Consider the following 15,206-nt stretch of genomic DNA (forward strand, 5'->3'; position numbering starts at 1 on the left):
GCCGATGGCGACGGCCTCCGTCTGCTCCGCCGTCGGCATCGGCTCCTTCTCGACACCGGGCTGCGTGGCGGGGATCGGCAGTCCCAGGAGCGCGGTGGCGGCCGTGGCCAGCCTCGCCTCGAAGTCGTGCATCCGCACCTCGAGCGTCGACATGCGCTCGAGGGCTGTCTCGAGCTCGTGTGCCATCGGTGCGAGCGATATGGCGACCTCGTCGCGGATCGCATCGCCGAGATCGGCGAGGGGCGCAAGCACGCGGTCGAGCTGCGAGGCCGCGGCGCCGGCACGGTGGACACGCGGGCTGCGGCGGGCGCCGGGATGGGTGGCGATGCTCATGACGGTCTCCTTTCCTGGGGAGGAGATCGTCCCGTTGGATGCAGGGGATCCTGTTCGGGGGGATGGTTCGCCCGGCCTTCGCTGCGCGGACAATCGTCAGGTTCTGGCGCTTCGGCGTGGCGACGCCTCGCTGCCAGCGGTCTCTACATTTCTATCTTTTCTTTCCTCGCATCGGACTCCGGGCGTGTCGCCGGCGGCCAATCTCATTGGTGAGCCGCCCGCGGGGCATCCTTGACAATGGCATCAAGGACGCGGCTGCTCATGTTCGACGATCTCCCCAACGCCACCCAGTCCCCCGCAATCCGATCCGCAACTGCTCGCCCTCCGGTTCCTCGCGACGGCCGGCGCGGCGCTGACGCACGCCCTGGGCGCCATGATGATCGGCCCCACGGTCGATCCGATGCACTGGCTGCTCGACGAGACGCTCGCGCTGCTCCGACGCCCGGCGCGCAGCCGGACACCCGGGTGGAGCGCCTGATTGCGGACCTCCGCGACCTCCGCAGCAGGATCGACGATGGTTCCGCCTGATCCGGCTCCCTGAGCCACCGGCGCAGGGCCTTGACGCCAATCCCGGCGACAAGGAGACCGCTCATGCAGATCACCGTCGACTACGACGACTACGTGTCCATCCTCTCCTACGTGCGGATGCTCGGCCGCCGGCTTGCGCCCATCCTCGAAGGCGATCTGCCGGCATTGCTCGGTCACCGCGCGCCGAGCGGCATGCGACGGGTCGCCGACGCTGCCGCGCGCGGCCGGCTCCATGCTGGCTTCGCTCGCGACATGTTGCCCGTGCTCGCCGATGCCTGCGATCGCGCAATCGAGGACGGCGTCTCCGTTGAGGGCGACTGGATCGAGGTCGGCTGGAGCGACGGCGGGATGGACCAGGCCTGGCATGAATGGGAGGTGCTGTCCGAGACCGCCCGCGAGATCGTGCCGATCCGGCGCGAGATCCGGATGATCATCGAGCTCCTGGAGCGGATCGAGGATCTGGTCGCCGCGCAGCGAGATTTCGCCGAACTTCGCCTCTGATCGAACCCGGGAACGGCCGAACAGCGCGAGGACGCCTCATGCGTGACGCGGAGCGACGACGAGCGACTCTACGGGCTGGATGCTGATCGCTCGACGACGGTCGGCTGGGACAGGCGGCCCGTCCGCTCGGTGGCATTGGCCGCAAGACGACGAACCGGCGCAGACGAGACCGACTCGCGCTCCGTCGTCGTTGCGCCCTGCCTCACCCCCACGGTGGCATCGCTCATCGTAGAGTCCTGCTCGCCCGTGAACGCCAAAGCCAGCAGGACGCCGAACACGCGCTGGACCGTCTCGTCGACGAAGCCCTCGATCCGATAGCGCCGGCCCGCCAGTATTCCGGCGACACGACGCCCCATGCGATCGAGGATTTCGGAGCTGGCAGCAGGATCGCGTGGATCGATGATCCCCTCGGGCACGATGAGGTGTGTGACACCGGTCTCCGGCTCATGGATTTCGATGCACTTCGGACGGTCCGCGGCGTCGAGCGTCAGGCTGACGCGCACGGGCGCCTGCTTGAGCAGCGAGCAGCCCCGGATCACGGGGAAGCCGAGCCGAGTGTCGAATTCCACGATCAGCCCGAGATCGATCCGATCGAGGAAGCTCTTGATAAGGAGCAGGTTCGCTTGCGTGTAGTGACGGTTGATCACCGAGCCGTGCTCGTGTCCAAGAATCGACTGGCGGACGTGGTCCGGCGCTCCGAGGGCGAGAAGCTCAGTCGCGACCGTCATGCGGCCGGCATAGAAGTCCTCGTGAGGATCCCGGATTCCGATGTGCTGGAAGATGCGACGACGGCGCTTGCCGAAGATGTCGGAGACCTTGCCGTCGACCTCGCTGGCCGGGAGCTCCGGGAACAGCAGGTCGCCCGGCAAGGCCAGTTGCGCCCGCCACCATTCGGCGAACCCGAGGCGAAGCAGGATGTCCGGAATCGGCACCACCCGCTCGCTCGCCTTGTTCTTCTGCCGCGCATCCGGACGCATCTCGAAGACGAAGCAAAGGATGCCGTCGCGCACCTGCACCGAGTCCTTCCGCAGCGCTGCGGACTCTTCGGGGCGCGGTCCCACGGTCAACTGGATGAGCGGAAGCCAGTAGAGGCCATCGCGGAGGATCACCCGCCCCGGGCGCCAGCGCCGGTGCTGGCTCAAGCACCCACCATAGATCGGCGACGTGACGAGGCCGCTGATCCGCTCGAGGCTCCAGACCGTCCGCTTCTTGGAGTCGGTCACGCGCAAGGCGAAGGGATCGGACGCACGATTGTCGGCGGACGCCGCCGGGCGGCGGAACTCCGGCAGGACCGAGACGAAGTCCAGGCCATTCCAGCCGAGGTCGACCTTCGCACTCCGGGCGATCGCCGAGACGCGCGCATGATGATGCTCGACGGCGGCATCGCTCACGCGGACCTGCAGGCGCTTGGCGAGCTCCGCGCGCTTGGCGCGCAGGTCCATATCAGCTCGGCCGCGGACCTCCACGATGATCTTGCGGTCGTATTCGTCTGCCTCGGCAATGGTCGCATGCTTGTCGGGCTCGATGCCGGTCTTGCTGTACTTGTTTCGCCCGTGGTTCTTGCCGTGCGGCTTGGGCAGGCGCCGGAGCCAGAGCAGGAAGGCGAGCAGGTTCTCCTTCTCCAGGAACAGATCGAGCGGCATGTCGCCGCGGAACGCGAGCATGCACTTCCCGGTGCCCTCGACCTTTCGCGCCATGTCGATAGAGACCGCGCTCCGGTGCGCCGCATCGATTGCGGCGCTTAGCATGACCGGAGCGGCGATCTCGGCGACCGCCTTTTCCGTGAAGAGCCGACCGCGAATGTCGCGGGTCGCCTGCTCGAGGGTCATTCCGTCCTCGTAGGCAAGCTCCGCCACCTTGACGTCGAGCAGTGTCCCGAGCACTTCCCGCTCGACGGCGGCCGGGGCGTTTCCCTCTCCCGGAATCCGGAGCGCCTCCATCGCCTGCTGCGTCGCCTCGCGCGCGACGTTCCCATCGCGAAGCCGCATGGCGGTCTTGAGGCGCTCGATCTCCTGCTCAAGACCGGCGCGGGCGGCGTCGGCCTCGGCCACGGTCCGCTTCGTCGCGATGGCATCCCGCTGCACGATCTCGTCGAGCGCCGCGCGCGCCGCTTCGCGAACGATCAGCGTCACCGCCGACGGGGTAATCATCCGCACCAGGTTCGTCGTCACGTCAGCCTCAACCCGCTCGAGAGCGGCGACGATCGCGGCAGCGCGCTTCATCGCCTCGAGCAGCACCTCGGTCTGCAACGAGAGGCACAAGAACGGCGGCGCCCCCAGTTCGGTCAGCTTTTTCGGGAGGCGGCGGCGGAACTGGTAGGTCCGCCCCCGACGCCAGACGAAGGGCATCGGTCCGGCCGGCGCCGACCGCGGCCGACGCCGAGTCGCGGTGCCGCGCGAGGAGGGCGGCGCCGGGTCGTGTGCTACACCCTGTGCGACACCGTGTGCCACACCCTCGCCGGGAGGCTGGGACGAGCGGCTCCAGGGGCTGGTCGATCTCTTGGATTCATTGACATTTTCTGAAAACATGGCTGGGGCGGGAGGATTCGAACCTCCGAATGACGGTACCAAAAACCGTTGCCTTACCGCTTGGCGACGCCCCAAAACTCCAGTCGCATCCGCCTGGCGCTGTCGCGCCGTTCGGAGCCCGCCCGCAGGCAGGCCGCCGATGCCGGCGGTTATGAAGGACATGGGCCCGGCAGCGCAAGGGGGCGTCGACATCGTCGAGCCCGCCTCGCGAAGGAAGGGTCCGGCGCCCGTTTCAGTCGTTTGACAGCCGTGGGCCGTCGTGCCTGAGGCGCGCGAGCGCTGGTAGAACAGGCGGACCAGATGCCAAACCTCGTGCGGACGCGGCGGCTCTCTAAGGACAGGGCGGATCGCCTCGAGCGGATGATCCCGCGAGGGCGCCTTAGCCGACGGCCGGCTGCCTTCGGAGCTCGAGCTGATACGGACCTTCGGCGTCGGGCGGCCCTCGGTGCGCGAGGCGTTCCTGCACCTGAGCAGGATGGGCTCGTCGAGGTCGGCTCCGGCGAGCGCGCCCGAGGGACCAGTCCGACGCCCCAGTTCGTCATCGACGCCCTCTCCGGCCCGGCACATGATCGCGGCGCCGGGAGGGTGTTCTTCGAGGCCGGCCTTGCCCGGCGCGCGGCGCGGCACGCGACGGCGGAGGATCTCGACGCGCTCGCCGAGGCGCTGGAGGTCAACCGGCGCTCGATCGGCGATCTCGACGCCCTCCGGCAGACCGACGTCGACTTCCGCCACACGCTGGCGGCGATCGCGCGGAACCCGATCTTCGAGGCGGTCCACGCGGCGCTCGCCGGGTGGCTGCTCGAGCAGAGGCGGCGGACGCTGGCGGCCCGGCCGGCCGGTCTCGACCTTCGTCGCCGGGTTCCTCGGTTCGCCGCGGATGAGCTTCCTGCCCGCGACCCTCGCCCTCGGGGCGGAGCGGGCCGTCGTTCTCGGCGACGCCCGGCCGGCGCGCGGGCCGGAGCGCGGGCTCGCCATGGGGCGGACGGCCAGCCGGTGCTGCTCGGCCTGCGGCCGGAGCACCTGGGCGGGGCGGAGGGGCCGTCGCCGCGGCCCGGCCGGGCCCGCCATGCCGCGACCGTCGAGATGGTCCAGCCGACCGGCTCGCGCAGCTACGCCACCGTCCGCCCCGGTCGTCGCCGAGTTGCCCGCCCACGACGCCAGCGTCCCCAGGCGAGTCGATCGAGATCGACATCAGCACCGCCCGGGCCTCGCTCTTCGACCGCCAGACCGAACGCGCCCTGTGAGGCCAACGGCGTGAATCTCGCAGGTGTTCACGCGTGAATATTACGCAAGGCATTGATTTCATTTGATGCGTTATACTATAGCGATACTCCGGCACGCTGCACGACGGAGGCGGCAAGGGTCGACCGGATCGGCGACGGTAGCGGTCGCAACGGCCGGCTGGCGCGCGTTCGTGGCGCCGGCGGCCGCGATTGTCCTCGGTGGTGGCCCGCCGCCTCCGCAGAGCCGGAAGGGCACGGGCGCCGACGGCGGCGCTAGAGGTAGAAGTCCTCGCCGTCGCGTCCGGAGTAGCTCGCCGCGGTGATCGTCGCGCCGTCATTGATCCAGATGGTCGCGTCGTGGCCAGCGCGGGCGTCCACGTAGAGCCTGACCTCGGTATAGGAACCGTTGTTGAACGTCGCCATGCCGCCGGCGCCCGTGGAGCCGGGCCGGAATGCCTGGTCCCCGGCCAGGGTCAGGTTCGCGTCGATCTCGCGCAAATCGATGATGTCGCCGCCGAGCGTCCCGACGCGCGACATGTCGTTGATCGTGTCCGGAGCCGTCGTGGTCGAATCGGACAGGAACCTGAACTTGAACAGGTCGTCCCCGTCCCCCCCGACCAGCAGGTCCTGGCCCCCGCCGCCGTCGAGCGTGTCGTTCCCGGCGAGCCCGTAGAGCTGGTCATTGCCGTTGTTGCCCCACAGCGTGTTGCGGGCGGTGTTCCCGATCAGCCTGTCGGGGCCGACGCCTCCCCATGCATTCTCGATAAGCGACCGGCTGTCGCCATAGAACTGGAGCGCGTTGTAGACGTTGCCGCGGGCGTAGCCCTGATTCTGCGATCCGCCCAGATAGGCGACCGTATCAGACGAGAAGTAGCTGTACTGCCCGGGCCGGAGATCCACCGTCATCCCGGCCGAGAAGTTGCGCAGGTCGTAGGTGTCGTTGCCGTTTCCGTCCCAGATCGTCTGGAATATCTTACCATACGGCGAAGTGATCGGTACGACTGCCCCGTTCAGATACGAGTTCCCCGCCGCGTCCCACGAGTAGCGCGTGTTTCCGGCGTTCGTCGAGAAATCCGCCCCGTAAAGGTATTGCAAGGCCGCGATATCGAGCATCATAAAGGTTTGCGGGAAATGCGAGTTCTGATAATTGTCGATCTCGTCTCGATAATGTTCCCTGTATGACATGATAGTGTACTCAAGATAATCATAATTAACACTTAGAACGTCGCGGAAGCTGTCGTTAAACCCGTAGTCGTGCGGATGCTTCAGACCAAGTGCGTGTCCGGTCTCGTGCATCAACGTCGCATAATGGAACGTGCCCGCATACGGGACGCCCGATTGATTGTTCTGCCGCCCGATCCAAACATCCCCCTGATACATCGAATAGCCATAGACGTCCGATTTACCGCTTAGGCCCGAGTTCCAGTAGGACCCGGGAAAGTCGCCGACCCGGGCCGTGTCCACGGACGACGTATTCGCGTACCGCAGCGTCGCGTTCCCAGCGCCGTACCCGGCGAAGGCAATGCCGAGGCCGGTCAGGCCGGCCACCGAATACGCCCCGCCAGTCTCCAGAATCCACCGCGTCGAGCTCTGCTGCGCGGCGGAAAACTGATAGTACGTCTGCTGCGACACGAAAAAGCCGTGCGTGCCGTATCCGGCCTGATAGTCGAAAAAGGAATCAGTAAAGCTGTAGGTGATGAGGGGCGACGTCCACTTCGTGCCGTGTATGATCCCGTTAAGGTCGCCACCGGGCTTGGATGTCAGCCATCCCCAACTCGTATATGGACCAGCTCCCATGACCTTCTCTCCCTATGACAGAAAAACAATCTGGGGTAGCGAGGCATTGCTGTTGTCGAACAGTAGCTCCGGGTCGCTGGTTTGGTCAACAACCTCATCTCGCTCAAGTTACGTCGCCGTCAAAAAAGGAAAACGCCGGAACCGCATCGATTCCGGCGATAGCTCGCATTAGTCCCCAAAGGCGACGCCTCAGCGTCCGAGGATCTTCTTCACGTATTGCTGGGTTTCCTGGTAGGGCGGCACGCCGCCGTGCTTCTCCACCGCGGCGGGACCGGCGTTGTAGGCGGCGAGCGCAAGGCGCCAGTCGCCGAACTTGCGGTACTGCATGGAGAGATAGCGCGCCCCGCCCTCGAGGTTCTGCTTGGGATCGTGCGGGTTCACCTGCAGGAGCCGCGCCGTGCCCGGCATCAGCTGCGCGAGCCCGATCGCTCCCTTCGACGACTTCGCCGTCGGGTGGAAGTTCGATTCCGTCCGCACCAGCCGCAGGAACAGGTCCTCGGGGATGTTGTGCTTGCGCGCGGCGGCCCGGGCCATCTCCTGGAACTGGCCGTTGCTGCCGTAATAGGCCGGGATCGCCCAGTCGTCGGTCTCGGCGATCCGGGACGGCCGGCGCGGCTGGCCCTTCAGCGCCCCGGGCACCGGGGTGCGGATCAGCGCGCGGTACTCCGGCGAGAGGCTGGAGCTGCCCGACAGGACGCGGCTCAGCTGAACCTCCGCCGCCGCCGGGCCGGACAACGCGAGGCCCACGCCCAGCGCGATCGCAATCCGTCTCATGGTCCCTCGTCCTGCTGTCGGCGCCTGCCTCGGGCCGCCGCCCGGCCTCTGCCGGAATTGCGGCGGACTATGGCAAAAAGAATCCGGCCTGTCAGCCCCGACGTGTTGTCCTTCACCCGGGCTTAATCCAAAAGAAGGCGGACTTCGGCCGACCGCCCGCACGGTCGGCGCGAGATGGAGGAGGAAAGCGGCATGGCCGGCAGCGTCAACAAGGTCATCCTGATCGGCAATCTCGGCCGCGACCCCGAGGTCCGCAGCTTCCCGAACGGCGGCAAGGTGGTGAACCTGCGCATCGCCACGTCGGAGACCTGGCGCGACCGCAACACCGGCGAGCGCAAGGAGCGCACCGAGTGGCATTCGGTGGCGATCTTCTCCGAGCCCTTGGCGCGTGTCGCCGAGCAGTACCTGCGCAAGGGCTCCAAGGTCTATCTCGAGGGCCAGCTCGAGACCCGCAAGTGGCAGGACCAGTCCGGCCAGGACCGCTACTCCACCGAGGTCGTGCTGCGACCCTACCGCTCGGAGCTGACCATGCTCGACGGGCGCGGCGAGGGCGGCATGGGCGGCGGCGCCGACTACGGCGAGGACCGCGGCATGCCGGAGAGCCGCGGCGGCGCGTCGAGCCAGATCGACGACGAGATCCCGTTCTGACGCCAGGGGCGCGGCGACATGCTCGGCGAGCCGATGGAGGCCATCGGCCGCACCGGCGCCATCCGGCTTCCGTTCCGGCCAACGACGCCGGCCGGGTCGAGTGCGTTCCGGTCCTCGCGCTCAAGAAGCCGCGCCGGGCCATAGAGGCGACATGCGCGAACCCAGGCGAGCGCCCTGCCGCATGGCGACAGGGCGCTCCTTTCGGTTCCGTGCCGGTCAGTCGGAAAGGACGAAGCGGTTCCGCGACGCGCCGCGCAGCGACAGGCGGTAGACGACCACCGCGACCACGAAGGTGGCAGGCGCCGACCACGAGGCGAGGCTGCCGCCCGCCTCATGCAGGATGAGGCCGACCGCGGCCGCGCCGAACCAGGACAACAGGCCGCCCGGGTTGATCGAGGGCACGCGGTCGCGATCGACGACCATGTCGCCCCCGAGGACGCGCTCATAGACGCCGCTGAGGATGTGGGTAAGCGCGATCGCGACCCACGCGACGACGAAGATGCCCTGGTAGGCGAGCGCCTGGAGGATGTAGGCGAAGACGTCGGCCAGCATCAGCAGGTAGACTGCAAGGCCGACGACACAGGCCCAGACCGCCTTCGGGAGCTTCAGGCCGAAGGCGGTTTCGGCGAAGGATTCCATGTTCACCGCAGCGAGGTAGTAGTTCGCGGTGTTGATGCGGGTCTGGCTGATCCAGACGAAGGCGAGTCCGGCGAGACCCATCAGCTTGACGATGGCGAGCACGACCGACACTTCGGTCACCCCGCCCTCGGTCGGCAGGGACGCCGCGAGGAAGATCCCGACAAGGCCGTTGAGCAGGAAGGCGACGAGGTAGAAGGGCGCTCCGAAGTTGAAGAAGGCGTGGTAGTCGCTGTCCTTCCGGGCGCCGAAGCGAGCGTAGTCGAAGGTGTACATCATCAGGACCCAGACGCCCATGAAGGCGACGAAGCAGTCCCACCAGCCGCCGGCCGGGGCGCCGCCCTCTGGCCCGAGCGTCAGCCAGGCGTTCGAGTAGCCGTATTCGGTGATCGCGAGCACCACGGCGGCGATGAGCCCGAGCAGGTACAGCGGCAGGAGCACGCCGTTGAACTTGTCGAGCCAGTTCTGGATCGAGCCGAAGATCAGGGCCACGGAATAAACGACGACGATCAGGCCGGCGACGGGATAGGCGAGGCCCGCAAAGGTCTGCGACAGGGCGACGGCAATGACCGAGCCTTCGAAGACGGCGTAGTAGATCGCCGTAGCGAAGAAGATCAGCGTCGCGATCGCTGCGCCGCTGCGGCCGAGCAGCACCCGCGACAGGAGCGAGACGCTGAGGCCGGTGCGGATCGCGTAGCGGGCGAGGACGGCATTGACGGCGGCGTAGGCGACGACGGACAGCGCGATGCCGGTGATGGCGTTGACCGAGCCGTAGGCGAGCGCCAGCGAGGCGGCGACCACGAGATAGAACATCGCCGAGCAGACCGACCACCAGGCCATCGTGAGCGGCAGGCGGCCCATGCGGGCATCGACGGGAACCGGACGGTCGGAGAATTCGAGCTCCGCCCCCTCCTGTTGTTGCAGCTTTCCAGCCATGACTTCTCCTTTCGCCGGTCAGACCGGCGGCGGCATGCGTTTCGGAAAGGAGGCCCGGCCGTCGGGCGGCCGGGCGGAGGGGAGGGGTCAGGCCCCGAGGAGCGCCGCCTCGGCGGTGGGCGCCGCGGCGGCCGGGGCATCGGCGACAATGACGTAGACGCCGGTCTCGTCGAGCCGCGCGGTCCAGCCGGGCTCGATCACGATGGTCGTCGTGACCTCCTCGATGACCGCAGGGCCCGCGAGCTCGTCGCCGGCGCCGAGCTTGGCGCCGTCATAGACCGGCGTCGGCGTCGTGGCGCCATCGGCCGAAAAGACCATGTCGCGCTTGCCCTTGACGGCGCTGTCGGCGCCCCTGCCGGCGGCGATCGTCATCCGGCCCGGCTTCTCGACGTGACCCGTGACGACGCTCTCGACGTTGACGACCTCGACGGCGCTGTGCGGCTCGGCATAGGTGTAGAGCTGCCGGTGCCGTTCGTGGAACGCCGCCTTGATCGTTTCGAGCGTCTCCTCGGTGACGTCGAAGATGTCGATCTCGACCGTGCATTCATGCACCTGCCCGACGTAGCGCATGTCGAGGCTGCGCCGGATCGAGATCTTGTCGCCGCTGAAGCCGTCCTCGGCGAGATCGGCCCGGCCGCGGGTTTCGAGCTCGTCGAACAGCCGCGCGAGACGCGCCGCGGCTTCCGCTCCTTCGAGGCGCATCGGGGCGGGGGCCATGTAGTTGTACTTCACGTCCGACAGGATCTGCCCGTAGGCGCAGAGGCCCGAGGCGAGCTTCGAGAACAGCACCTTGCCGATGCCCATCTCGCGGGCGAGCGCGGTGATGTGGGCGCCGGTGGCGCCGCCGGCGCCCATCAACACGAAGTCGCGCGGATCATAGCCCCGCTCCACAGAGACGCGACGGATGGCGTTCACCATGTTGTTGTTGACCACGGTGAACATGCCGTAGGCGGCCTTGCGGATGTCGAGCCCGAGCGGGTTCGCGAGCCGCGAGGAGATCGCCTTCTCCGCCTTGGACTTGTCGAGCGGCAGCCGGCCGCCGACGAGGCCCTCGGGGCTGAGATAGCCAAGGACGACGTTGGCGTCCGTCGTCGTCGGGTTCTCGCCGCCCCGGCCGTAGCAGGCCGGTCCCGGCTCGGAACCCGCCGACTGCGGACCCATCTGCATCAGCCCCATCGAGTCGATCCAGCCGATCGAGCCGCCGCCGGCGCCGAGCGTCTCGACCTGAACCATGGGGATACCGATCCGGTAGCGCAGGAAGTCGATGTTCTTGCTGACGTTGGCCTGGCCGTCGCGAGTCAGGGTGATGTCGAAGGACGTGCCCCCCATGTCGACGGTGATGATGTTCTTCTCGCCCCAGGGCTCGCCGACGTGGAGCGCCGCCTGCGGCGCCGAGGCAGGGCCGGAGTTGATCGCATAGACCGATTGGTCCGTCACCGTGTTGCCGAGGGCGAGGCCGCCGTTCGACATGAAGTAGCGCACCGGGTGTCGCGAGCCGAGCTCGCGGAACTTGGCGTCGACGGCCGTGACGTAGCGATGGAGGATGGGCGCGAGATAGGCGTTCACGATCGCCGTCGAGGTGCGGGTATATTCGCGCACCTGCGGATAGAGGATGGAGCCGACCGTCAGGCGCACGTCCGGCATCATCTCCCGGACGATCTCGGCGGCACGCAGCTCGTGGTCGGTATGCAGCACCGACCAGACGAAGGAGATGGCGACGGATTCGACGCCTTCCTTCAGAAAGTATCGGCAGGCCGCGCGCACGTCCTCCTCGTCGAGCGGCGTGCGCACCGAGCCGTTCGACAGAACGCGCTCCTGGACGCCGCGCCGAAGGTGGCGCGGGACCAGCATGGTCGCCGGCGGATAGCTCGGGTCGTAGCGGTAGCCGTCCTCCTTGTGGCCGAGGCGGATTTCGATCGAATCCTCATGGCCACGGGTGGCGATGAGGCCGGTCCTGGCGCCGGTGTGCGTGATGAGCGCGTTGAGCCCGACCGTCGTGCCGTTGATGCAGAGATCGGCGTTCGAGACGATGTCTCTTGCGCTGATGCCGGTCTCCTCGGTGATGAGGGCCAGGCCGTTCTCGATGGCCTGCGTCGGGTCCTTGGGCGTCGACAGCGTCTTGAAGATGCGGACCTGACCGTTCGTGTCAGCGAGGATGAAGTCCGTGAAGGTGCCGCCGGCGTCGATACCCACGCGATACTGATTGCGCATATCTTGTGTGTCCTTTCGTGTCCGGATTCAGTGGGCGCGGGCGGCGGCGGTGGCCGGCTCGTCCACGATCAGAGTCTCGCGGTCGGTGATGATGACGCCGTAGTCGCGGCGGGCGCCTTCGAGCGACACGAGTCCGTTCCTCACATCCTCCACTACCAGGGCGACGTCGCGTTCGAACGGATTGCCGAAACCGCCGCCGCCGGGGTTGACGTTGGCCGCGACCTGGCCGGGCTGGATGATCTCGATCGCGTTGTCGGTCAGGATGTCGGTCCTGCCGTTCCGGGTGATCTCCATCCGGCCGACCTTGGGCGCGAGCATCTCCGACTTCGCCCCGGCCGCGCCCATGGCGGGAATGCGCCGGCCTTCGCCGAACATGACGAGCGTCATCGGCGAGTCGAGCGGCTCGACCTCCCAGCGCGCGCCGGAGCCGCCGCGGAATTTGCCCGCGCCGCCCGAGTCCTCCATCATCGAATAGCGGTGGATGATGATCGGATAGGAGTGCTCGAGCATCTCGATGTCGCCCGAGGTCAGCGCGCCGAAGCAGCAGAGCGGCCCGCGCACGTGCCAGCCGTCCTGGCCGTTGGTGGCGCCGGCGCCCGAGATGATCGAGGCCAGCACCATCGTGACGTATTCCTCGTCGTGCCGGGTGTCATGGCCGGCGATGTTGCAGCCGTTGGCATGACCCCAGCTCGCCGAGACCTTGTCCGGGGCCGCCTGCTCGAAGGCGAGCCGCACCGCGTCGGTCAGCGTCTCCATCGGCGTCGTCGTGCAGTTCATGTGCGGCGCAGGCTCACGCGCGTTGCAGAGCGTGCCCTTCGGCCCCATGTCGGTGGTGACGCAGCGATAGAGGCCCTCGTTGTAGGGCGGCGGCAGCTGGGCGAACATCATCAGCCCGAGATAGACGCCCGAGTGCGAGTTCCCCTCGTAGGAATTGATGAAATAGGGGATCTGCGGCGGGCTTGAGATGGCGATATGACAGGTGTCGCCCTTGATGGTGACCCGCGCGGTGATCTCGAAATCGCCGAAGCCGTGGCCCGCGTCCTCAAGGATTGCCGTGCCGCTGTAGGTTCCGTCCGGGACGGCGGCGATCAGCTTGCGCATGTGCTTGTCGGCCATGTCGAGCAGCACGTCGATGCAGTCCCGCACCGTTTGCAGGCCGTATTTCTCGATGAGGCCGATCAGGTTGCGCGCGCCGACCTGGCAGGCGCCGATCAGCGCGTTGAAGTCGCCTTCCTGGTCGCGCCGCGCCCGTACGTTGGTGAGGATCAGGTTCATCACGTCGCGGCGCGGCGTGCCCTTGTCCCAGAGCTTGACCGGCGGGATGCGCAGCCCCTCGGCGTAGATTTCCTTGGCCTCCGGATTGTAGCCGGCCGGAACCGGGCCGCCGATATCGGTCAGATGGCCCTTGCAGACCGTCCAGAACACCAGCTCGCCCTTGTAGAACACCGGATAGTACATGCAGGTGTCGATGATATGGCTGCCGGCGTAGTCCGGGTCGTTGTGCAGGATCAGGTCGCCCTCGTGGATGTCGCCTTCGAAGAACCGCGCCACCGCCTTCATCGCCGGGATCAGCGAGCCGAGGTGGATCGGGATGTCCTGGCCCTGCAGGATCATCTCCGGCACATGGTTGAAGAGCGCGGTGGAATAGTCGTGAGCGAGGTTGAACACGCTTGAGCGCGCAGTCTTTTCCAGTGTCAGGGTCATTTCGCGCTGGGTCGTCTCCAGCACACCTCGCACTACCGTCAGGGTGATGGGATCAACTTGCTTGACAGGCACCTGAGTTCTCCTTCCTGTTGGGAGCAAAATGCGCAGACGATTTGGTTGCGGGACCGGGGATCGCGCTCCATTTGGTTCGTCGTCGGCGGCATTCGCTGGAAGGATGACAGTCTTCACCCGACCTGTCTTGTCAGTGGGTGAACGATCCTTTTCCAAACCGCGCACTCGCACACCAGCGCGTTGCCCGTGCTGGTGTGCGGTGCTATCTTCTTTTTGCCCAGACGGGAGGGGAGGGCGCTTGCCCGATCGGACGCCGAGCGAGGAGCATCTAGAGCACACTGAGCTGTGGCGCCGCACGGTCTCGGATGCCTACTTTCCCCTCAACGTCTCCCTTCTCGTTCCGTCGGGCTTCACCGCGAACCTGACGCGTGCGAGCTTTGGCGAAGTGTCGCTGTCGCGCCTTCGCTCGGCGCCGGTGCGCTACGAGCGCGAGGCGCAGCATGTCGCTGCGATGACCGACGAGGTATTTCTCGTGACCTTGCCCGTCGTCGGCGCCTTCGAGTTCAGCCAGAGGGGCTACGAGGTCAGTTGCGCCCCGGGTGGGCTCGTGCTCGAACGCGGTCACGAGCCCTACCGCTTCCAGTATGTCGTGCCGAGCGATCTGCTGGTGATGAAGGTCGGCGCCCGGGCGCTCGGCGAGCGTATCGGCAACTCCAAACGCTTCGGGCAATGGGTGTTCGACGCGCGCACCGGCCTCGGAAGCCTGTTTTCGACGCTGCTGGCCGAAGCCCACCGCTGCGGCCGCGGGATCGAGGGCGTGCCGCGAACCGTCGTCGGTCGCCAGCTTCTCGAATTGCTGGCGCTAGTGCTCGCCGAAGACCAGCGGGTGCTGGGCAGCTCGCTCTCGGTGGTTCGGGCTGCGCATCTCCAGCGCGCTGAGCGCTATATTCGCGCCAACTTCACCGATGCCGACATGTCGCCGGAAAAGGTGGCCACAGCCTGCGGCATCTCGACCCGATACCTGCACGGACTTTTCCGCGATCTCGAGACCACCGTCGCGCAACGCATCCGCGACGTCCGGCTCGTCGCCGCTCGGGATGCGTTGCGTACGCCGGGGACATCCTCCCTGTCCGACGTCGCCTACCGGTTCGGGTTCACCGACCAGGCGCAGTTCTCCCGCCTTTTCAAGCAGTCGTTCGGCGAGACGCCCTCGGCGTATCGTAGCCAGAGCCTGGGCGCCGCCTCAGGCCCCCGCCCACCTGCGGCGGCGGTCGCCCCACCCGTTGCCGTTGCTGCGGAAGACTATGATTGCAGCCACTTCGGGTCGCCTCGATCGGGATAATGACGGGATAGCCTGCCCTGATCATGCCGCCCC

General features: G+C 67.2%; 11 protein-coding genes and 1 tRNA gene. 4 read left to right on the forward strand and 8 right to left on the reverse strand.

Going from position 1 to position 15,206, the window contains the following annotated elements:
- Positions 1-333: hypothetical protein (locus KBB57_RS11400; RefSeq protein WP_290750075.1), on the reverse strand; the 333-nt coding region annotated here is incomplete at its 3' end.
- Positions 334-924: 591 nt separating this feature from the next.
- On the opposite strand from KBB57_RS11400, the gene KBB57_RS11405 reads away from it, so the two are divergent.
- Positions 925-1,362 carry a hypothetical protein gene (locus KBB57_RS11405; protein ID WP_290750077.1) on the forward strand — a complete coding sequence of 146 codons (438 nt, stop codon included), beginning with the start codon at positions 925-927 and terminating at the stop codon, positions 1,360-1,362.
- A 68-nt stretch (positions 1,363-1,430) separates the two neighbouring features.
- Here the strand turns inward: KBB57_RS11405 and KBB57_RS11410 are convergent, their stop codons facing one another.
- Both KBB57_RS11410 and KBB57_RS11415 read right to left on the reverse strand, forming a co-directional pair.
- Positions 1,431-3,710, reverse strand: a complete 2,280-nt coding sequence (locus KBB57_RS11410) for a DUF6538 domain-containing protein (RefSeq protein ID WP_290750080.1) — start codon at positions 3,708-3,710, stop codon at positions 1,431-1,433.
- 179 nt (positions 3,711-3,889) lie between these two features.
- Positions 3,890-3,964, reverse strand: a tRNA-Gln gene (locus KBB57_RS11415).
- A 511-nt stretch (positions 3,965-4,475) separates the two neighbouring features.
- On the opposite strand from KBB57_RS11415, the gene KBB57_RS11420 reads away from it, so the two are divergent.
- On the forward strand, positions 4,476-5,171 hold the full coding sequence (locus tag KBB57_RS11420) for an FCD domain-containing protein (protein WP_290750082.1): 696 nt from the start codon (positions 4,476-4,478) through the stop codon (positions 5,169-5,171).
- 215 nt (positions 5,172-5,386) lie between these two features.
- Here the strand turns inward: KBB57_RS11420 and KBB57_RS11425 are convergent, their stop codons facing one another.
- Both KBB57_RS11425 and KBB57_RS11430 read right to left on the reverse strand, forming a co-directional pair.
- Positions 5,387-6,910: a M10 family metallopeptidase gene (locus KBB57_RS11425; protein WP_290750085.1), complete on the reverse strand. Its 1,524-nt coding sequence runs from the start codon at positions 6,908-6,910 to the stop codon at positions 5,387-5,389.
- A gap of 189 nt (positions 6,911-7,099) precedes the next feature.
- A complete protein-coding gene (locus KBB57_RS11430; protein ID WP_290750088.1) occupies positions 7,100-7,684 on the reverse strand; it encodes a lytic transglycosylase domain-containing protein in 585 nt (194 codons plus the stop codon).
- A gap of 192 nt (positions 7,685-7,876) precedes the next feature.
- Between KBB57_RS11430 and ssb the strand changes: the two genes are divergently transcribed.
- Positions 7,877-8,332 carry a single-stranded DNA-binding protein gene (ssb, locus tag KBB57_RS11435; RefSeq protein ID WP_290750091.1) on the forward strand — a complete coding sequence of 152 codons (456 nt, stop codon included), beginning with the start codon at positions 7,877-7,879 and terminating at the stop codon, positions 8,330-8,332.
- Between the two features lie 216 nt (positions 8,333-8,548).
- Here ssb and KBB57_RS11440 read toward each other — a convergent pair whose 3' ends face one another.
- The 3 genes from KBB57_RS11440 to KBB57_RS11450 all read right to left on the reverse strand — a co-directional run bounded on the left by KBB57_RS11440 (position 8,549) and on the right by KBB57_RS11450 (position 13,891).
- On the reverse strand, positions 8,549-9,904 hold the full coding sequence (locus KBB57_RS11440; RefSeq protein ID WP_290750093.1) for an allantoin permease: 1,356 nt from the start codon (positions 9,902-9,904) through the stop codon (positions 8,549-8,551).
- A gap of 87 nt (positions 9,905-9,991) precedes the next feature.
- Positions 9,992-12,115, reverse strand: coding sequence for a hydantoinase/oxoprolinase family protein (locus tag KBB57_RS11445; protein ID WP_290750096.1), 2,124 nt, complete (start codon positions 12,113-12,115; stop codon positions 9,992-9,994).
- Between the two features lie 27 nt (positions 12,116-12,142).
- Positions 12,143-13,891, reverse strand: a complete 1,749-nt coding sequence (locus tag KBB57_RS11450; protein WP_290750099.1) for a hydantoinase B/oxoprolinase family protein — start codon at positions 13,889-13,891, stop codon at positions 12,143-12,145.
- A gap of 238 nt (positions 13,892-14,129) precedes the next feature.
- Here KBB57_RS11450 and KBB57_RS11455 point away from each other — a divergent pair, with 238 nt between their 5' ends.
- Positions 14,130-15,173, forward strand: a complete 1,044-nt coding sequence (locus KBB57_RS11455; RefSeq protein ID WP_290750101.1) for a helix-turn-helix domain-containing protein — start codon at positions 14,130-14,132, stop codon at positions 15,171-15,173.
- Positions 15,174-15,206: the final 33 nt, after the last annotated feature.

Origin of the sequence: Amaricoccus sp. (assembly GCF_017993425.1) — a bacterium.
In the GTDB taxonomy this organism is placed as follows: Bacteria; Pseudomonadota; Alphaproteobacteria; order Rhodobacterales; family Rhodobacteraceae; genus Amaricoccus.

What these genes read in the sequence shown, in the direction of transcription:
- KBB57_RS11405 (WP_290750077.1), top strand. Translation starts at nt 925, where the DNA reads ATGCAGATCACCGTCGACTACGACGACTACGTGTCCATCCTCTCCTAC.
- KBB57_RS11410 (WP_290750080.1), bottom strand. Translation starts at nt 3,710, where the DNA reads ATGCCCTTCGTCTGGCGTCGGGGGCGGACCTACCAGTTCCGCCGCCGC.
- KBB57_RS11425 (WP_290750085.1), bottom strand. Translation starts at nt 6,910, where the DNA reads ATGGGAGCTGGTCCATATACGAGTTGGGGATGGCTGACATCCAAGCCC.
- KBB57_RS11430 (WP_290750088.1), bottom strand. Translation starts at nt 7,684, where the DNA reads ATGAGACGGATTGCGATCGCGCTGGGCGTGGGCCTCGCGTTGTCCGGC.
- ssb (WP_290750091.1), top strand. Translation starts at nt 7,877, where the DNA reads ATGGCCGGCAGCGTCAACAAGGTCATCCTGATCGGCAATCTCGGCCGC.
- KBB57_RS11440 (WP_290750093.1), bottom strand. Translation starts at nt 9,904, where the DNA reads ATGGCTGGAAAGCTGCAACAACAGGAGGGGGCGGAGCTCGAATTCTCC.
- KBB57_RS11445 (WP_290750096.1), bottom strand. Translation starts at nt 12,115, where the DNA reads ATGCGCAATCAGTATCGCGTGGGTATCGACGCCGGCGGCACCTTCACG.